This is a genomic window from Streptomyces sp. NPDC048734 (assembly GCF_043198675.1).
Lineage (GTDB): Bacteria > Actinomycetota > Actinomycetes > Streptomycetales > Streptomycetaceae > Streptomyces.
In genome coordinates, this window is the sequence record NZ_JBICUZ010000009.1 from 119,838 (window position 1) to 140,436 (window position 20,599).

Annotated in this window: 7 protein-coding genes; 3 read left to right on the top strand and 4 right to left on the bottom strand. The window is 75.2% G+C overall.

Annotation, left to right across the window (positions count from 1 at the left end; genetic code table 11):
- Nucleotides 1-48 precede the first annotated feature (48 nt).
- From ACGFQC_RS23695 to ACGFQC_RS23710, 4 genes are all read right to left on the bottom strand, one after another.
- Nucleotides 49-2,007 carry a non-ribosomal peptide synthetase gene (locus tag ACGFQC_RS23695; protein WP_363089468.1) on the bottom strand — a complete coding sequence of 653 codons (1,959 nt, stop codon included), beginning with the start codon at nt 2,005-2,007 and terminating at the stop codon, nt 49-51.
- Nucleotides 2,007-5,288, bottom strand: a complete 3,282-nt coding sequence (locus ACGFQC_RS23700) for an amino acid adenylation domain-containing protein (protein ID WP_363089467.1) — start codon at nt 5,286-5,288, stop codon at nt 2,007-2,009. Before ACGFQC_RS23700 ends, ACGFQC_RS23695 begins: the two co-directional genes overlap by 1 nt.
- A gap of 155 nt (nt 5,289-5,443) precedes the next feature.
- Entirely contained in the window at nt 5,444-6,868 is a 1,425-nt protein-coding gene (locus ACGFQC_RS23705; protein ID WP_363089466.1) for a non-ribosomal peptide synthetase, read from the bottom strand.
- On the bottom strand, nt 6,865-8,211 hold the full coding sequence (locus ACGFQC_RS23710) for an MFS transporter (RefSeq protein WP_363089465.1): 1,347 nt from the start codon (nt 8,209-8,211) through the stop codon (nt 6,865-6,867). The genes ACGFQC_RS23705 and ACGFQC_RS23710 overlap by 4 nt, the downstream gene beginning before the upstream one ends.
- 648 nt (nt 8,212-8,859) lie before the next feature.
- On the opposite strand from ACGFQC_RS23710, the gene ACGFQC_RS23715 reads away from it, so the two are divergent.
- The 3 genes from ACGFQC_RS23715 to ACGFQC_RS23725 all read left to right on the top strand — a co-directional run bounded on the left by ACGFQC_RS23715 (nt 8,860) and on the right by ACGFQC_RS23725 (nt 20,566).
- The gene (locus tag ACGFQC_RS23715) at nt 8,860-9,612 is read left to right on the top strand and encodes a class I SAM-dependent methyltransferase (protein ID WP_363089464.1); all 753 of its coding nucleotides are present in this window, start codon (nt 8,860-8,862) and stop codon (nt 9,610-9,612) included.
- A 98-nt stretch (nt 9,613-9,710) separates the two neighbouring features.
- Nucleotides 9,711-13,787 (top strand): amino acid adenylation domain-containing protein, encoded by a 4,077-nt coding sequence (locus ACGFQC_RS23720; RefSeq protein WP_363089463.1) that lies wholly within the window; start codon nt 9,711-9,713, stop codon nt 13,785-13,787.
- Complete coding sequence (locus ACGFQC_RS23725; protein WP_363089462.1) at nt 13,784-20,566, top strand: SDR family NAD(P)-dependent oxidoreductase; 6,783 nt, start codon at nt 13,784-13,786, stop codon at nt 20,564-20,566. Before ACGFQC_RS23720 ends, ACGFQC_RS23725 begins: the two co-directional genes overlap by 4 nt.
- The last annotated feature ends 33 nt before the right edge of the window (nt 20,567-20,599 follow it).

Consider the following 20,599-nt stretch of genomic DNA (forward strand, 5'->3'; position numbering starts at 1 on the left):
GGTCCTTCCCCGGGGGCGGTGTCGGTGCGTTCGGTGAGGCCGGTCATCTCAGGCTCCCGATCCGTGTGTGGCCTCGCGGCGGCGATCGACGAGGTCGGCGACGGCGCGCAGGTCCGGCTGGCGCAGGAACTCCGGCGCGCGCAGGCGGACGCCGCTCTCCCGCTCGATGACGGTCAGCAGCCGGGCGGCCACGATCGACGTGCCGCCGATCATCGTGAAGTCGTCGGTCAGTGCCGTCGCGGGCCTGGCGAGGAGATCGCGCACGGCGTGGAGGACGATCTGCTCGCCCGGTGTGGCGCCGTCCGGCATGTCGGCGCTGCCGCTGGAGCCCGGTGCGGCCGCCTCGTGCGTGAGCCCGGCCCGGTCGACCTTGCCGTTGGCGTCCAGCGGGAAAGCGTCGACGATCCGCACGGCCGAAGGGACGGCCTGTTCGGGGAGCCACGCCCGTACCCCCGTCAGCAGCGACTGTTCGGAGGCGGAGGCGGAGGCACCGGGCGCGAGGCGGACGTACGCCACCAGACGGGTGGAGCCGTCGGGGCCGCGGGGCGCGGTGACCACGGCGCCGAGCACGGCCGGGTCCTTCTCCAGCGCGGCCTCGACCTCGGCCGGTTCGATCCGTACGCCGCTGATCTTCACCTGGTCGTCGAGACGGCCGAGGAACTCCAGCATCCCGTCCCGCCGCATCCGCACCCGGTCACCGGTGCTGTAGAGCCGGTCCACTCCCGGGAGATCCACACCGGGGGCCGGGGCGGCGAAGCGGCGCGCGGTCAGTTCGGAGTCCATGTACCCGAGCGCCAGGCCGTTGCCGCCGACGCGGAGTTCGCCCTCCTCGCCCCGAGCCACGGGGCGGCCGTCGGAGCCGGTGACGACGACCGTCACGCCCGGCACGGGGAAACCGATCGGAGGCGCCCCGGGACCCTCCGCCCCGGCGTCCGCGGCACGCATGGCGTACGTGGTGGTGACGACGGTGGCTTCCGCGGGGCCGTAGGCGTTGTGGACGGTCGCGGTCACGTCGGCGCCCGGGCGCCGACGCATCCGGTCGCCGCCGACGACGAGGTGGCGCAGCACCAGGCCGTGCGGCCAGGGCTGCTCCAGCAGCGGCTCGACCATGGGAGTGGCGGCCACCGCCACGGACACGGCGGCCTCGCGCCACCAGGAGGTGAGTGCCCCGGTGTCCCAGCGGACGTCGTCGGGCGCGGGAACGAGGGCCGCGCCCGACGTCAGTCCTGCCCACAGTTCCAGCAGGTGCGGGTCGAACGCGACGCCGATGAGCAGGGACTGCCGGTCCCCGGGAGCGAGACCGGTCTCGGCGCGGTACCAGTCGAGCAGGGCGCCGAGGGCCGGCTCGGCGACGACGACCGCCTTGGGACGGCCGGTGGAACCGGACGTCAGCACCGCGTAGAACGCCTCGCGAGGTGCGCGGAGCGTACCCGGGCGGGACGGGGCGAACGCCGCCACCGCCGTGCCGGCCGCGTTGACCCCGTCGTCCGGCAGCGCCAGGCCGATGTGCTCGGCCGCCCGGTAGCGGGCGGGGAGCACGGCGGGGTCGCCGATCAGGCAGGCGACGTCCAGGTCGTCGGTGACGGCGTCGACGCGCCGCTCGCCGGGGCGCGGCCCCAGCGGCAGGTACACCGCGCCGATCCTGGCGACCGCCACGGCCGTCACGACGAGTGCGGCGGAGCGGTCCAGGCAGACACCGACGAGGTCACCCGCCCCGACCCGGTCGCGCAGCACGGCCACGGCCTCGTCCGCGGCGTCGCTGACCTGCCGGTACGTCCAGGTGCGGCCGCCGTCGACCACGGCGGGGGAGTCCGGGGTGCGGCGCGCCCAGTCCTCGAACCGGACGAGCACCCCGGTCGTGGCACCTTCGCGGGGTGCGGCGCCGTGCGCGACGCTGAGCGTGCCGCCGTCCGGGACGCCCGGTGCGGAGACGTCGGCGGGCGCGTCCGACGGGACCGCCGGAGGGATCGCCGGCCGGGTGCCGGGGGAGGTGGTCGGGTAGGTCATCACGACTCCGTCGGGGTGGCGGTGGCAGCGGAAGGGGAGGCGCTGGCGGCGGAAGGGGAGGCGGCGAGTGCGCCGGCCTGGTCGGTGAGCACCGGATGGCGGAAGAACAGCCGCATCGGCGGACGGTGTCCGAGGCGGGGCTCCAGCCAGGCCGCCAGTTGCGCGGCGCGCAGCGAGTGGCCTCCGGCCCGGAAGAAGTCGGTGCGTTGGTCGAAGTCGTCGTGGCCCAGGACCGTGCGCCAGCCGTCGGCGAGCAGCGCGGTCATCGGGTCGGCCGCGACCGCCTCGCGGTGGCCCTCGCCGTCCCGCACGGCCTCGTCCGCAGGACGCGCGTCACCGCCCGGACGGAGGGCTCCCGCCGTCCGCGCGGCCCCGCCCGGACCCGCGTCGCCGGCCGTGCTGAGCTCCGCGGCCCTGCGGGCGAGCACCGCACGGTCCGGCTTGCCGCCGGCCAGTGTGGGCAACGCGTCGAGGCGCACCCACCGCCCCGGTACCAGGGCGGCCGGCAACCGCAGCCCGAGCCGCGCGTGCAGCGCCCGCTCGTCCCACGCGCCACCCTCGTCGGGGCACTCGGCGAAGCCGACCAGCCGGGGCCCGCCGGCGGTCTCGCGGTCCAGCACGACGGCACAGGACCGGCCGCCCAGCGCGGCCGAGGCGGCCGCCTCGATCTCCTCGAGTTCGATCCGGTACCCGCGCAGCTTGATCTGGTTGTCCCGGCGGCCGAGGAAGTAGAGCGCCCCGTCCAGTCCCCGGTAGCCCAGGTCACCGGTCAGGTAGACCCGTTCACCGCCGAGCGCGCCGGGACGCGCGAACCGGGCGGCCGTGGCCTGCGGGTTGCCCACGTACCCCTCGGCGAGCCCTGTTCCGGCGATCGCCAACTCGCCCACCGCACCGTCCGGCAGGGGACGGCGGTACTCGTCCAGGACGTGGACGCGTTCGCCGGGCAACTCGGTCCCGAGCGGGATCTCCGCCCCGTCGGCCAGGGCCTCCGGTGCGATGCGGTGGACGGTGGTGGTGACGGCCGCTTCGGTGACGCCGTAGGCGTTGAGCACCGTCGCGTCGGTGTCCGTCAGGAAAGCGCGCAGCGCGTCGGCCGGAAGGCGTTCGCCGCCCAGCACGAGCAGGCGCGGGGTCCACAGGCCGTCCCGCAGCGCCGGCCGCAGCTCCTCCCGTACGGCGAGGAAGTAGCTGGTGGGCAGGTTGGCCACGGTGACGCGCGTGTCGGCCAGCAACTCGGCCAGCTCGGTGCCGGTCGGGACCTCGTGTCCGGGCACGACGAGGCACGCCCCCGCGTACAGGGAGGGCAGCATCTCCTCCAGGGCCACGTCGAACGTCGGCTGGGCGAACAGCAGGACCCGGTCGTCGTGCCGCAGCGCGAACCGCTCGGCCACCCCGGTCAGGTGGTTCTCGAGCGCCGCGCGCCCGACGGCGACGGCCTTGGGGACGCCGGTCGATCCGGAGGTGTGGATGATGTACGCGGCACCCGGTACCGCGTGCGCCGCGTGCGCCTTCGGCATCTCCGGCGCGTCCACCGCGGCGGTCGGCAGACCGCCGGGCACCGTCACGGGATGACCGGCCGAGGTGAGGACGAGAGCCGGGGCCAGACGGCTCAGCAGCAGCTTCAGACGAGCGGGCGGATCCGACGGCGACAGCGGGCAGTGGACGGCCCCGGTACGCAGGCAGGCGAGCAGCACCACGACCGCGTCGGCACCGCGCGGCAGTACGGACGCCACCGGCTGACCGGCTCTCACCCCGGCGGCCAGCAGGCGCTCCGCGAGGGCGGTGACCCGGGCGTCGAGGTCGCCGTAGGTCAGGTGGCGGCCGCCGACGAGCAGGGCGGGCGCGGCCGCGTCGTGGGCGGCGGCGGGGTCGAGCGGGTCCGCACCGGGGGCCGGGCCGGCGGTCCCCGTGGCCGCCGGCCCGGCGGCCCGCTCGTCGGCGGACCCGGGCGGGGCCAGGTCCGCCAGGACCGTACCCGGGGCCTGGAGGTAGGCCCGCAGCAGGTCCAGGAACCGGCCGGCGAGCAGTTCGACCACGTCCTCGCCGAACATGTCGGCGTCGTAGTCCCAGACCAGGGTCATTCCGGCACCGCCGTGCCGGGGACCGACCCCGCGCCGGTCGTCCGGCAGCAGCACCACGTCCAGGTCGAACCTGGTGGTGCCCGTGTTGAACCCCTCGAACAGCGTGATGTCCAGACCGGGCACGTCGATCTCGGGCAGCTCGGCGTCGTGGGCGCTGAACATCACGTCGAACAGCGGGTTGTCCGCGCCCGAGGTGCGCAGGCCGAGCGCACGGGTCAGCTCCTGGACCGGCACGTCCTGGTGCGGCAGCGCGCGTATGAGGACGTCGGTCACCTCGTCCATCGTCTCCTCGGCCGGGGCGGCCGGTTCCAGCCGCAACGGCAGGGGGACGGTGTTGACGAACATGCCGACGGTCTCCTCGTGCCCGCGGGGCCGGTTGCCCACCGCGGTGCCGACGACCAGGTGCGAGCGGCCGCTGTGGCGCCGCAGCAGTTCGGCGAAGAGGCCGAGCAGGGTGGAGAACGGAGTCAGGCCGCGCAGCCGCGTGTGGTCACGGAGGCGCTCCGCCAGGTCCGCGCCGATCGACTGCCGCAGCTGACCGCCGTGGTGGCGGCGCCGGGCGCCGGGACGGCAGAGGCCCGGCAGTGGCATGTCGTAGGAGAGACCGCGCAGTTCGGTGGTCCAGAAGTCCAGCCCGGCGCGGCGCGCTCCGGTCTCCCGGCCGCGCGTCTGCGCCTCGACGTGGTCGGCGTAGGAGGGCGCGGGCGGCAGGACGGTCGGCTCTCCCAGGACGTGGCCCCGGTAGACGGTGAACACGTCGTTGAGCAGGATCGCGAACGAGTGGCCGTCGTGGATCAGGTGGTGCTCGACGTGGACGAGCCGGTGGTGCTCGTCCCCGAGCCGCACCAGTGTCCAGCGCAGTAGCGGCGCCTCGTACGTGTCGAGCGGGGTCTCCGCCTCGGTGCGCAGCAGCTCCCGGAACGCGGCCTCCGGGTCGGTGGCCGCGCTCAGGTCGACCGTCCGCAGCCGGGGCGCGCACGCCTCGGCGACCCGCTGGCCGGGTACCGCGCCGGTGACGGCGACCAGTTCCAGGCGCAGGCCCGCGTGCCGGTCGAGCGTGGCGGCGAGGCCGCGACGGAGGGCTTCGGTGTGGAGCGGTCCCCACAGGTCGAGTGCGGCGGTGAAGTTGTAGGCGCGGCTGCCCGGTTGCACCTGTTCGTGCAGCCAGACGATCTCCTGCGAGGAGGAGAGCGGAAGCATGGGCGATCCCTGGGGTCGTCGGGTCGGGGGGTGCCGCCCGGACACGGTCGTGTCCGGGCGGGGCGCGGGAACCGGCCGCGGATCGCGCGGACGGGCCCGTGGCGGGCGGTACGGAACGAGGACGAGAGGCGGCACAAGGGCTGTGCGAGTGGCGGTCAGCCGAGAACCGGCGCCGGGCCCCCCGCGCGGAGCACTTCGCCGAGCGCGCCGGCGAGCGCCTCGAAGGCGTCGAGGGCGGTGCGGTCGGCCGTCACGGCGCGGTCCCACACCATGCGCAGGTGCAGTTCGCGTCCGTGGGTGACGGAGACGGCGAACGGTCCGCGTACGGGTCTGCCGTCGATGTGGACCTCCCGGCCCTCCACTCCGGCCAGGCGGAGCGAGGGCCGTTGTGCGGTGTCGTCGACGGTCAGCAGCCCGTCGAGGCGGCCGGACCAGGCGGAACCGGCCTCCCGGGCCGCGTGCACGACCGCGTCGAAGGGCACGTCGGCCCGGTCCAGGTCCTCCCACCAGGCGTCGGCCGTGGCCCCGGCACCGGACGGGTCCCTCCCCGTCACCGCCGGAAAGACGACGGTGTTGAGGAAACAGCCGAGCACCTCCTCCGCGCCGGGCGGCCGGCCGCCCCACGGATAGCCGAGCGGCACCGTGTGGCCGGGGCCGTACAGGGCGCGCACGGCGGAACGGCAGGCGTTCAGCAGGTCGGGGAAGGGCATCCCCGTGGTGGAGGAGGGCAGCAGCACCGAAGCCGAACCGCTCGGTGACGCTCCGGTCGGCGGGGGGCCGGGCCGCGCGGCGGGGGCTCGGTCACGGACGGCCCGCAACCGCTCACCCCAGTACGCCAGGGCCTCGGGTGACTCCGCGCGTTCCTCGGCGCCCAGCTGGAGCAGTACGGCCTCGCGGTAGGCGGCCAGTTCGCCGGAGACCTCCCCGGGCGCCGGCGTCCGCGCCCGCTGCCCCTCGGCGTAGGCGGCGCCGAGCTCCCCGACGATCCGGGCCAGTGTCCGGCCGTCGCACGCCGTGTGGTCGAGGACGACCGCGAGCACCTCCGACGGCTCGTCGCCGTACGGGGAGGAGGACGCGCGGTCCCGGTCGGCGTCGTCCGTGTCGTCGGTGAGGAACAGCCGCATGGGCGGGCCGTCGGACGCCCACGAGCCCAGCGCCCGGCGCAGAGCCGTGCCGGCGTCCTCGCCCGACGCCCGGGGCACGCGTACGACCGGAACCTCCGGCCCCTCCATGCGCAGCACGGGAGTGCCGCGCACCACGGCGGGGCGGCCGCGAAGCACGGGGTGCAGTGAGGCGAGGCACTTCGCCGCGGCGGCGAGGCGTACCGGGTCCACCGTGCCGCGTGGGAAGGCGAAGAACATCGGGACGAGGTCCGGCCGCCCGGTGGGATCCAGCGCACGTACCAGTGCGAAACGACGCTGGGCTCCGGTGACGGGTAACAGGACAGGGGTCCCGAGACCTGTGGTGAGCCCCCGATAGCGAGCCAGGTACCGGCCCGTGATGCTGAACACGTGATCCTCTCCGTCGTCGTCCACGGCGTCCCGGCGGGCCGGATCAGCCGAGTGGTGCCGTCCTGTCATGCCTGTCGGTCCCTGTCGGTCCCTGTCCCGGTCCCGGGACCGGCGACGGAGGCATCGGTCGTGCCGGTGTCCGAGGCGGCGGGAGGCGTGGCTTCGGGCCCGGTGGGCAGGTCCCGCATCCGGCGCAGCGGGGAGAGCAGCAGCGGCAGCGGTACGGTGAGGAAGCCGGCCGCGCAGCACAGCAGGGCGGCACGGGCGCCGAAGCCGTCGGCGAGCGCTCCGCCGGCCAGTGCCCCGAGCGGCAGCGTGCCCCACATCAGGAAGCGCAGGGTGGCGTTCATCCGGCCCAGCAGGTGCGGCGGGCACAGGACCTGGCGGAAGCTCACCTGGGCGACGTTGTAGACCACGGCGCCGAAGAAGACGACGCCCGAGCCGAGCGCGAACAGTGCGGCACCGCCCACCCGCTCCGACAGCGGCCACAGCAGCGCGAACGGACCGGTGACCAGTGAGGAGAGCCAGATGATCCGGGCCTGTCCCAGCCTGGCCGCCAGCGCGCCCGCGGCCAGCGCGCCCGCCAGTCCGCCGACGGCCGCGACGGACAGGACGAGACCGACCGCCCCGGGTTCGAGGCCCAGGACGCGGACCAGGAACACCGTCTGAGTCGCCATCAGCAGTGCGGTGAAGAAGTTGCCGAGCCCGGTGGAGGCGGCGATCACCCGCAGCAGTGGCCGGCCCAGCACGAAGCGCAGCCCTTCGCCGATGTCCGCGCGCAGTGACGCGCCGGGGACGGCTTCGGGACGGGGCTCCGGCTGTTTGATCCGCCACAGGCAGAGTGCGGAGAGGGCGTAGCCGACGGCGTTGACGGCGACGGCCAGGTGGGCGCCGAGGAGCTGGACCAGGCCGCCGCCGAGCCCCGGGCCCGTCACCTGTGCGGACGACCGTACGGTCTCCAGGGCCCCGTTGCCCTTGACCAGTTGGTCTCGCGGCAGGAGGTGGGGCAGGAAACTCTGATGGGCGACATCGAAGAAGACGGTGGCGACGCCGGTGATCAGGGCGACGGCATACAGCTGGGCCATCGTCAGGACGTCGGCCGTGCCCGCTGCCGGGACGCTCGCCATGGCCACGGCTCGCACCACGTCCGCCCGGATCATCAACGGGACCTTGCGCATGCGGTCGACCCAGGCCCCGGCCGGTAACCCGATCAACAGGAACGCGGCGGTTTCGGCGGCCGTGAGCAGCCCGACCTGGAAGGCGGACGCGTCGAGTTCGAGCACGGCCACGAGCGGCAGCGCCACCAGGGTGACGTGGGCGCCCAACTGCGCGGCTGCCGCGCCGGCGAGCAGCAGCCTGAAGTCGCGCATGCGTAAGGGGGCACCGACCGCGGCGCGGGATGTTACGGACATGTGAACGACCTTCACTGAACGGCCGATCAGGAGTCAAAGACGGGTAGGCGCTTTTGGTCATTTCTTTTGGTGTTCCCGCGCTATATCGGCAAAATTTTCAGCAGATTGTGGTGTCTGGCGGATGAACCGCCGACAGCGCACCCGGTCCGCGGTGATGGGCGGTCCGGCCGACGGGCGATGGCACCGGCCGCTGCGCAGCCGGAGGGCTCGAGTGGCCGCTGTGTCCAAAAAAGATCACCTGCTTCGAGTTCACGATCGGAATTGATCATTCCGCCTGCTATGGCGTCGAAGCGGCATGCGGCATGCGGCATGCGGCATGCGGCATGCGGCATGCGGTACGCGTCGCATCAGGTTGCCGGCCACCGGCACGGACGCGCACTCGCACCCGGGGAGCACTGCACCGACCCACTTGCTCCGCCGTGCGGCAACGCTGACGCGCCGTCCGCAGGGAGCCGTCGAAGCGGCGACCGTGCGGTGCCGGACCGGTGCACCTCGCTGAGGCGTCTTCCCGTATCGGCGGCCAGGGCCTCGAGGAACTCGCCGGACCCGGCTGACGCTGCACCAACACCTCGGGATCCTATTTGGTGATGAAATTCATTTCTGATTACTGTGTGGGTGAACCGTGAGGCATCGAGATTTTGGAGCAGCATGAGCGACCCCTACGAGCGGTCCGCCGAGTACCTCGACATCCTGATCGCCGAGTCGTGGGAGCCGCTGGCTCCGGCGCTGGCGGACGTTCTGTCGCGCGTCCGCGCCGGGGCGGGGGCCGTGGTGGATCTCGGGGCCGGGTCCGGCCGGGGCGTGCGCGTCATCTGCGGCGCGCTGCCGCAGGCGCCGGTGCTCGCCGTCGAACCGTCCGCCGCGATGCGCGCCGTCCTGCTCGCCCGGGTCCACGAGGACGACGAACTGCGCGAGCGCGTCACGGTGGTTCCCGGTGACTGTGCGAGTGCCGACTGGCCCGACGGCGTGCGGGCCGTGGTGGCCCTGAACATGATCGGCCACCTGCCGCCCGGGCAGAGGCGTGCGCTGTGGAGCCGTGCCGCCCGGCAGCTCGCCCCGGGCGGGGCGCTGGTGTTCAACCTTGCTCCGCCGTTCACCCCTGTGGAGGTGGAGCGGGTGCGGATGGCCCGGGTCGCCGTCGGCGAGCTGGAGTACGAGGGCTGGGCGAGCGCGCGTCCCACGGGGGCGGACGAGATCACCTGGCGCATGGACTACGGCGTCCTGCGTCAGGGCCGGCCGCTGACCGGGACGTCGGTCGAGTACCGCTGGTGGGTCGCGACGGAGGACGCGCTGGCGGCCGAAGTCGCCGAGGCGGGACTGGTGTTGCGCCGGGCCGGTGGTTCCGGCCTGGGGCTGTGCGTTCTCGAGCGCGCGAGTGATCCGACATCGCAAGTTTGTTGATCTGATAATCATTTTCAACTAGGTTCATCGGTGTTCCGCCTCCCCCGGGTCTCCCCGCGGGGGAGGCGTTGCCCTGCCCGCCTTTTGACGGAGACCGGATGGACCAGCCTGTGCCGAGCGACGACCTCCTTGCCCGCGTCATCGACTGCATCGCCGAAGTCCTCGGCACACCACCCCACGAGGTCGCACGGACGACTCCGCTCGCGGCCCTGGGACTCGAGTCGTTCACCGCGGTGCGGCTGAGGCGGAGGATCCGTGAACGCACCGGCCGGGACCTGCCGTTGACCGCCCTTCTGGGTGACGGTGCGACGGCCCGTGCGGTGGCGGACCGTCTGCTCGCCGGTCACGTGCCGGAGGAGGTCACCGGTCCCGGGCCCCTCGGTGCCGAGGGGCGGGCGGGGGCGGAACCCGGCGCTGTACGCGACGGCGGGGAAGCGAAGGAGGAGCACTTCCCCCTGACGCCCATTCAGGCCTCTTATCTGGCCGGGCGGGCCGAGGGCATGCCGCTGGGCGGAGTGGCCACCTTCTACTACTACGAGTACGACCGCACGCCCGGCGACACGGACCCGCTCGTGGACGTGGCCCGGCTGGAAGCCGCCTGGAACCGACTGGTCGATCACCACCCGATGCTGCGCATGACGGTGGACGACCGGGGCCGCCAGCGCATCGCGGCCGCTCCCGGCCCCTACCGGATCGGCGTCACCGACCTGCGGGGCGAGACCGCCGAACAGGCGGGGGAGACGTTGTCCGCCCAGCGGCGGGAGCGTTCCCACCAGAACCGGCCCACGCAGACGTGGCCGTTGTTCGACATCCACGCCACACTGCTGCCCGACGGGCGGACCCGGCTGCACGTCGGCGTGGACGTGCTCCTGACCGACCTCACCGGCTGGATGCTGCTGATGCGTCAGTGGGGCCGCCTCGTCGCCGACCCCGACCACCGGCTTCCCGAGCCGGCAGCCCGGTTCGCCGACCTCCAGCGCGCCCGCTCGAGGGACCCGGAGTGGGCGGCCCGGCGCGCCCGCGACCACGCCTACTGGGCCGAACGGGCCCCCGAGCTGCCGCCATCGCCGCGGCTGCCCCTGCTGCGCGATCCCGCCGACACCACCCCGCCCCGCTTCGTCCGCTCCGCCGCCGAACTCGACGCCGAAGCATGGGACCAACTACGAGCCCGGTGCACCGAGCACGCGGTCACGCCGACCGCGGCCCTGCTCGCGGCCTTCGCCGTCGTCCTCGGCCGGTGGGGAGCCGGGGAACGGATCTGCCTCAACACCACCCTGTTCGACCGCCCGGAGGACGAGAACGGAGCCGAGGGGGTGGTCGGCGACTTCACCACCACCGCCCTGGTCGGCACGCCGCGCTTCGACCCCGCCGACTGGAAGGGCTTCGCCGACTACGCCGCCGCCGTCAACCACCGCTTCTGGGAGGACCTGGACCACCGGTCCGTGTCCGGTGTCGAGGTGCTCAGGGAGCTGCGGGGGCAGGAAGCACTGCCGGTGGGAGCCCCCGGCCACCCGGTGGTGTTCACCAGCGGGGTGGGTCTCGCGGGCGCCGGGGAACCTCCGGCGTCCTGGATCGGACAGGAGGTGTACGGCATCTCCCAGACCCCGCAGGTCCTGCTCGACCACATCGTGTGGGACGAGGGCGGACGCCTCCGCCTGGCCTGGGACGCCGTCGAGGGGGCGTTCCCCGACGGCTGGATACCGGCCCTGCTCGACGCCTTCGTACGCCTGCTCCACACCCTGACGGACCCCGACGCCTGGCACGACACCGCCCTGGGCTGGGACCCGTCCTTCCACCCCGAAGAGCCCCTGGACGCCGTGCCCTTCCCGGACGCGGGCCCCCTGCTGCACGATCCGGCCACCGACGCGGCCCGGCGGCATCCGCGCCGGCCCGCCCTGCGCACCTCCTCCACCACCGTCACCCACGCCCGCCTCGCGGACAACGCCGCCGCCACCGCGGCACTGCTGGCCGCACACGGGGTGGGGCCCGGCGACATGGTCGCCGTCGCCTGCGAGAAGGGCACCGCGCAGATCACCGCCGTACTCGGCGTCAGTCTGAGCGGGGCGGGCTACCTGCCGGTCGAACCCTCCTGGCCGGCCGCGCGGATCACCGCCGTCTGCGAGCGGGCCGGGGTCCGGCACGCGCTGACCGGCCGCGGTGTGAGGACCGACTGGCCCGACGGCGTCACCGTCCACCGCCTGACCGCCGTGGGGCGCCCCGCCCGCAACGCCGCGGGCTCCGCCGACCCCGCGGCACCGCTCACGGCCCCACGTCCCGAGGACATCGCCTACACCATCTTCACCTCGGGCTCCACCGGCAGCCCCAAGGGCGTGGAGATCGAGCACCGGGCCGCGCGCACGACCGTCGACGACATCGTCGACCGGTTCGCCATCGGTCCCGACGACCGGGTGCTGGCGCTGTCGGCGCTCAGCTTCGACCTGTCCGTGTTCGACGTCTACGGCGTCCTCGGCGCCGGCGGCTGTCTGGTGCTGCCCGACCCCGCCCGGCAGCGCGACCCGCAGCACTGGCTCGAACAGGCCGGCCGGCACGGCGTCACCGTGTGGAACACCGCGCCCGCCCTGCTCGAAATGCTCGTCGAGTACGCGGAGATGGAACCGGAGGAGGCCGGCGAGGCGCTGCGCCCCCTGCGCCTGGTGATGCTCTCCGGCGACTGGATCCCCCTGACCCTGCCCGACCGGCTGCGCCGGCTCGCACCGCAGGCGGAGGTGATGAGCCTGGGCGGAGCCACCGAGGCGTCCATCTGGTCCATCACTCATCCGGTGGGACACGTAGATCCGGGGTGGCGCAGCATCCCCTACGGCCGGGCGCTGCGCGGCCAGAGCTTCTTCGTCCTCGACGAGGACGGCGCGCCCTGCCCGGTGGGCGAGGCGGGGGAGCTGTTCATCGGCGGCGACGGGCTGGCCCGCGGCTACACCGCCGATCCGGTCCAGACCGCCGAGAGGTTCGCCGTCCACCCCGTGCTGGGCCGCCGGCTGTACCGCACCGGGGACCTCGGCCGGTGGACCGCCGAGGGCGCCATCGAGTTCCTCGGGCGCGTCGACCGGCAGGTGAAGATCCGCGGGCACCGCATCGAACTGGGTGAGGTGGAGGCGGTGCTGGCCCGCCACCCGGCGGTCCGCCAGTGCGTGGTGTCGTCGGTGCGCGGCCCCGACGGACGGCCGCGGCTGGTGGCGCACCTGTCGCCCCGGGGCGCGAGCGAACCGCCGACCGCCCAGGAGCTGGCGGACGTCCTGCGCGAACGGCTGCCCGACTACATGGTGCCCAGCCGGTTCGTGATCCTGGACCAGCTGCCGGTGACGGCCAACGGCAAGATCGACCACGCGGCGCTGACCACCCCGCCCACCGATGACCGGACCACCGACGCCGACGGACCGGCCCCGGTCGCCGCGGCGGAGGCCGAACCCACCGCGACACCGCGTACGGTCCCGGCCGGATCCGTCACCGAACCGGCGCCGGACGGGGACTGGGTCGCCGCCGCGCTGGCCGAGGCGACCGCCCTGGGACTGGAGGCCGCCGTCGTGGTCCGGCCCGGACGGCTCCGGCCGGACCAGGCGCTGGAGGCGTCGGCCCGATGGCTCCGGCACGTGGCGCGAACCGCCGGCGGCGAGGCCGCGGTGCCGCTCCTGGGCCCCGGAGGACTGGCGGAGGTGGTCTGTCGCCCCCGGGCGGGAGACCACCCGACGCCCTCCCCGTCCACCGGTCCGGCGTCCGGCGCCCCGGCCCCGGACCGGTACGGCACCGAATCGGGTCAGGTGTCCCGGCACGGCGGGCAGGGCCCGGCCGTGTCCGTGGCGCCGGCCGTACTGGAGGCCCTGACCGGCATCCTGGCCGACTTCACGGACGTGCCGGTGACGCCCGGCAGCACCTTCAAGGAGTTGGGCGCCACCTCCCTCACCCTGGTCCTCACCCACCGCAGGCTCCGGGAGGGCATCGCGCCCCGGCTCGCGCTGGCGGACATGTTCGAGCACCCCACCGTCGCGGCCCTAGCCGCCCGCATCACCGCCCAGAGCGCCCCGGACACCGACCGGGCCGCCCCTGCCCCTGCCCCCGCCGCCGTCGCCGTCACGCCGCCCGCGTCCCAGCGGTCCGAACGGCCCACGCGCAGAACGTCCCGCGTCGCCGCACGCGCCCTGGCCGAGGAGACCACCCGATGACCGAACCGACCTCCCCCCGGGCGGACACGCCGGACACGCCCCGGCCCGACCACGAGGCCGGCGACGACCTGATCGCGGTCACCGCCCTGGACTGCCGGTTCCCCGGAGCCCCCGACACCGCGGCGTACTGGGACCTGCTCGTCGGCGGCCGCAGCGGACTGACCCGGCACGGCGAGCGGGAACTGGCCGAACGCGGCGTCCCGGCGGGGCTGCCGGCCAACCCCGCCCACATACCCGTCAGCGGGCTCATCGACGGACAGGACTACTTCGACCCCGAGCCGTTCGGCCTGACCGACGCCGAAGCGGCCGTGATGGACCCCCAGCAGCGGCTCTTCCTCGAAGCGTGCCTGCGCGCCCTGGAGAGCGCCGGGCACGGCGGCGGTGCCGGCGCGGGCGCCGTGGGCGTCTTCGCCGGCGCCGCCCACAGCGACTACCTCGCCCGCAACCTCGCCGACCGGTACGCCGCCTCCGCCACCGACCCCGTCGGCAGCCTCCAGGCGGCCCTCGCGGGCGTAGCCGACTACCTCCCCCTGCACGTCGCGCACCGCCTCGCGCTCACCGGACCCGCCGTCGCGGTCGGCACCGCGTGTTCGACCTCGCTGGTGGCGGTGCACCTGGCGGCCCAGTCCCTGCTGGCGGGGGAGTGCGACACCGCCCTCGCCGGCGGCGCCTCCCTGATCGTCCCGCAGGGCCGGGGCTACCTCCACGTCCCCGACGGGATCTTCTCCGCCGACGGGCACGTTCGCACCTTCTCCGCCGAGGGCACCGGCATCGTGCACACCCAGGGCGTCGGCGTGGCCGTACTGCGGCGACTGCGCGACGCCCTCGCCGACGGCGACCCGGTGCTGGCCGTCCTGCACGGCTCCGCCGTCAACAACGACGGCGGCGACCGCACCGGCTTCACCGCCCCCTCGCCGCGCGGACAGGCCCGTGCGGTCTCCGAGGCGCTCGCCGTGGCCGGTCTCACGCCCGGGGACATCACCTACGTCGAGGCCCACGGCACCGCCACCCGCCTCGGTGACGTGGTGGAGGTCGCCGCGCTGCGCCGCGTCTTCGGCGACGCCGGCCCGGCCTGGTGCGCCCTGGGTTCGGTCAAGAGCAACATCGGGCACGCCAACTCGGCCGCGGGCATCGCCGGTTTCGCCAAGACCGTCCTCGCCCTGCACCACGGCGTACTGCCGCCCACCCTGGACGCCCTGCCCCTCAACCCCGACCTCCAACTCGACGACTCACCCTTCACCGTCGTCCACGAGACCACCGACTGGACCGGACCCCGGTACGCGGGCGTCAGCTCCTTCGGCATCGGCGGCACCAACTGCCACGTCGTCCTGGGCAGCGCCCCCGTCCGTCCGGAACCGCCCGCCGATCCGCGCCCGCAGCTCGCCCTGCTCAGCGCGCACCGCGACGACGCCCTCACCCGCCTCACCGAGGCCACCGCGACCGCCCTGCACACCACCCCGGTCGACCACGCCGACGCGGCCCACACCCTGCACACCGGCCGCGCGACGCTGCCGTACCGCGCCGCCGCGGTGATCACCGGGGCGGCGGAGACCGACGGCCGTGCCCTGCGCGCCGCCCCGCGGCGCCGTCCCGGCCCCACCCCGCCCCGGATCGTGCTGGCCTTCCCCGGCGGGGGAGCGCAGTACGCGGGCATGGGGCGCGAACTGTGCGCGGAGGAAGAGGAGTTCGACCGCACCGTGCGCGAGTGCGCAGCTCTCTTCGACGACGGGACCGGTACCGGCCTCACCGCGCTGATCACCGCCGACCCGTCCGACGAGCACGCGCGCCGGCTGCTGCGCGACCCCGCCCACGGACTGCCCGCCCTGTTCACCGTCTCCCTCGCCGCCGCGCGCACCCTGCGCTCCTGGGGCGTCGAACCGGACGCGGTGGTCGGTCACAGCCTCGGCGAGTACGTGGCCGCCGTGCTGTCCGGCGCCCTGTCCCTGCCCGACGCCGCGACCCTGGTGGCGGTCCGCTCACGCGGCATGTCCCGGGCGGCCGGCGGCGGGGTGATGCTGACGGTCCCGCTGACCGAGCGGCAGACCCTCGCCCTGCTCGCCGAACACCCCGGACTGGACCTGGCCGCCGTCAACGGCCCGCGGTCCTGTGTGGTGTCCGGACCCTCGCCGGCCGTGGCCGAAGCGGAGCGGTCCCTGACCGCACGCGGCGAGCGCACCGTGCGGCTCTCCCTCGACGCGGCCGCGCACTCGCGCCTGGTCGACCCGGTCCTGCCCGAACTGCGCGCGGCCGCCAGGACCGTCCGGGCGCGTGTTCCCGGCATCCCGCTCGCCACCACCCTCACCGGGAAACTGCTGGACACCGCTCCCGGCGCCGACCACTGGGTGGCGCACCTGCGCTCCACCGTGCGCTTCTCCGACGCCCTGGCCACCGCCCTGGGCGAAGGGCCGGCCGTCCTCGTCCAGGCGGGACCCGGCGGCGCACTGCTCCAACTGGCCCGTCAGCAGGGACACCGGCAGCTCCTGGCCACCCTGGCCGCCTTCCCCGACCGTGAGCAGCCCGGCGGAGGACGTGCCGCGCTGCTGGCGGCCGCCGGAGAGCTGTGGACGCACGGCGTCCCTCTGGACGCCGCGGCCCTGCACCGCCCGGGGCGACGCCGCGTCGTCCTGCCGGGACTGCCCATGGAGCGCCGCAGACTGTGGATCGATCCGCCGGCCGCCACCACGTCGGCCGCCGCACAGGCCGGTACGGCGGCCGACCCCGGCCACGGCGCCGGGCAGGCCGCCCCGGACGAGTCCGAGCCCTTCCAACTGCCCGTCTGGCGGCGCACGCCTCCCGTCGAGGCGGACCGGTCGGCGCTGCGGGGCCGCTGGCTCGTGGCCGGCCCTCCCGGCTCGCCCTCGGCCGAGCGGGTGCGCGCCGCACTCGCCGCCGCCGGGGCCGGCACCGTCACCCTCGACGAGGCGGTCCGGGACCCCGACACCCCGTGCGAGGGCATCGTCGTGATCGGCCCGCACGGTGACACCGGCGACGACCCGGCGGAGACCGTCAGCGCGTCGGTCCTGCACTACGCGGAGGTGGCGCGGGCCGCCGCCTCCTGGGCGCACCGCACCTGTCTGCTGCACCTCAGCCACAACGCCCAGCAGGTGGAGAGCACCGACCGGCCCGCCGCCCACGCCGCCGCCGGCCTCGCCGTGCCCCGCGTCCTCGCCCAGGAGTTCCCGGGCCTGCGCTGGCGCTCGGTGGACCTGCCGGCCGGCCCGCCGCACGCCGACGACGTCGAGGCCGTGCCGGCGGAGGCCGCCGACCTGCTGACGGGAGGCCCGAACGGCATCGAGTGCGCCCTGCGCGGCGGACACCGCTGGACGCGCGGCATCACCCCCTGGCGGCCGTCCGCACCCGCGCCGGACACGGACGGCCCGGCCGTCACCGACGGCGGGACGGGCACGACGGTGATCCTCGGCGGACTCGGGGACGTGGGCCTGGCCCTGGCCGGGCACCTGGCCCGCTCCGGACGGCGGGTCGTGGTGACCGGCCGCACCGGACTCCCCCCGGACCCCACCCCCGGCAGCGCCGAAGCCGAACGGGCGGAGACGATCCGTGTCCTGCGGGACTCCGGCGCCCACATCGAGGTCCGTGCCGCGGACGCCGCGGACACCGCCGCCACGACGGCACTGCTGCGGGAACTGACCGACCGCGACGGCCCGCTGGACCTGGTCGTGCACGCCGCAGGCGTGGTCGCCTCCGCCGCCGTCGCGCCCCTGCGGGCCACCGGGGAGCAGGCCGTGCGCGCCCACGCGCACGCCAAGGTCACCGCGGCCCTCGCGCTGCGCGGCGCCGTGCACGGCCTCCCGCCCGGCCGCCGCCCGGCCACCGTCCTGCTGATGTCCTCCGCCACGGCGTTCGTCGGAGGTCTCGGCCTCGCCCCGTACGCCGCCGTCAACCGCTACCTGGACGCCCTCGCCGAGCACGAGCACCACGCGGACCCGGACGCGCCCCGCTGGATCAGCGTGGCCTGGGACGGCTGGCGCGTCGGGCCCGGCCGGAGCGAACGCACCGTCGCCTCCCGGCACTCGATCGGCCTGGCGGACGGCATGCGCACCGTGGACCGGCTGCTGGCGCTCGCGGCCGGCGGCCGCGCCCCGGCCTCCGTCGCCGTCTCGCCGGCCGACCTCGCGCCCCGCACCGCGGGCACGCCCACCGCCGTACCCGCCCCCGTCGCACCGGCTCCCGGCGCGCCCACGGCGGAGCCGCAGGCCGGTGCGGGATTCACCACCGGGGCGGAGACTCTCCTGGCAGGGGTCTGGTCGGACCTGCTGGGCTTCCCCGTCACCGACCGCGACGCCGACTTCTTCGCCCTCGGCGGGCACTCCCTGCTGGCCACCCGGATGCTCGCCCGGCTGCGCGACGACCACGGCGTCGACCTGCGACTGCAGGACCTGCTCGCCCGGCCCAGCATCGCGGCCCTGGCCCCGCTGCTGCCCGGCGGGGAACCCCGGCGGGCTCCCGCCACGCCCCAGGACGCGGGCGATCCGTCTCCGCGACCCGGGGACGGACCCCGGGAGTTCCCCCTCACCCGGGTGCAGCACGCCTACTGGATCGGCGGATCGGGCGGTTACCGCCTCGGCGACGTCCCGTGCTCCTTCCACCTGGAGTACGACTGCCCCGGCCTGGACACCGACCGCTACGAGGCGGCGTGGAACGCGGTCGTCGCCCGCCACCCGATGCTGCGCGCGGTCGTCTCACCGGAAGGCCGCAACCGGGTGCTCGACAAGGTGCCCCCCTACCGGATCCGGGTGCAGGACCTGACGAAGGACGACGACGCCGAGCGCGCCCGGAAGCTGGAGCGCGTGCGCACCCGCATGGTGCGCCGCGAACCCCGCCCGGGCCGCTGGCCCCTGGTCGACATCCGGGCCGCCCGACTGCCCGGCGACGTCGTCCGGCTGTTCGTCAACGTGGACGTGCTGGTGTGCGACACCGCCAGCTACCTGATCTGGGACCGCGAACTGCGCACCCTCTACCACGACCCCGACGCTCAACTGCCTCCGCTGGAGACCACCTTCGCGGACTGCGTGGCCGCGCTCGAGCGCCGCGCCGAGGGCCCCGAGCACGCGCGGGCCGCCGCCTACTGGCGGGCCAGGCTGGACGACCTGCCCGGCGCGCCCGCGCTGCCCGTCCAGGCCGCAGGTCCCGGGGACCGGCCCCGCTTCGCACGGCGCACCGCCCGTCTGGAGCCGGACCGCTGGAACGCCCTCAAGGCCGAGGCCGCCCGGCGCGGACTGACCCCCACGGCCGTCCTGCTGGCGGCCTACGGCGAGGCCCTGGCCGGCTGGTCGGGGCAGGACCGCTTCGCCGTCACCCTCACCCTCTTCGACCGGCCCGCGCACCTTCCCGGAGCGGACGCCGTGGTCGGCGACTTCACCTCGCTGATGCTGCACGAGGTGGACCGCGCGGACACCCGCTGCTTCGCCGACGCCGCCGTACGGGCCCAGCGCACCCTCTTCGAGGACCTGGACCACCGGGAGTTCTCCGCGCTCGACCTGCTGGCCGAGAAGTCCTCGCGCACCGGCCGCACCGAGTCCGTTCCCGTGGTCTTCACCAGCGCCCTGGGCCTGTCCGGGCCGCTCGGCGGCGGACACGACCTGGACTGGGCGGGCACACCGGTGCACGGCGTGAGCAGCACCCCGCAGACCTGGCTGGACCACCAGGTGATCGAGCAGCACGGCGCGCTCCTGCTCCAGTGGGACGTCCTGGAGAACGCCCTGCCCGCCGACGAGGCGGACGCGGCGTTCGCCGCCTACACCGAGCGGGTGCGCCGACTGGCCGACGCACCGCGGGCGTGGGACACCGAGGAGCCCCGCACCGCGCCCGCCGACCCGGCCCGTGAACCGCGGCGGCCGGCCCCCACCGCGAGGAAGCGGACCGTTCCCGGCCCGACCCCCGACACCGACGCGGCCCTCCTCCTGCGCGACGGCAACGGCGACCGCCCCCTGTTCCTGATGCACCCCTCCGGCGGGGACGTGCTGTGCTACGGCGAACTCGCCCGTCTCCTCACCGACGGCCGGCCCGTCGTGGCCCTCACCGACCCGGCCCTGACCGGCGGCACCGGGCCGCGGACCATCGCCGAGACGACCGACCGCTACCTCGCGGCGCTGCGCGCCCACCAACGGCAGGGTCCCTACCTGCTGGGCGGCTGGTCGATGGGCGGCACCGTCGCCCACCAGATGGCCGTGGAACTCCAGCGACGCGGCGAGCGGACCGACCTCCTCGTCCTGATCGACTCCAACACCCCCGACCGCATCCGGGCACTGGGCGGCGCCGACCGCGCCCAGGACACCGCCTTCGCGGCCGTCCGCTACCTGCGCTCGCTGGAGGCGTTCCTCGACCTCGACCTGGAGCTCGGCGCGGACGCGGAGACGATCCGCACCGCCCCGGACGCGGCGGCGGTACGCCGGGCGGTCACCGAACGGCTACGAGCGGCCGGCCTGCTCGGCCCGCGGGACACCGCCGACACCCGCCTCGAGGTCTTCGAACGCCACCTGCAGGCGCTGGCCGACCACCGGGCCGGACACCTCACCGACCCGGCCACCCGCCTGCTGCTCATCGCCGCGTCCCGTCCCGCGCCGCACAACGCCGGTGTCGGCATGGGCGTCGACGACGCCGCGGACCTGCCCGCCCTGGGCTGGCTGCCGCACGTCAGCGGCCCCGTCGACGCCCACACCGTCGAAGGCCACCACTACTCCCTGCTGCACGACCCCGCCGTCCGGCGGACCGCAGCCCTGATCGACCGGGCCCTGGCCGCCGTAGCCACCGGCCGGTGAGTGCGGCAGGCACTCCCGACGCCCGAACCTCTC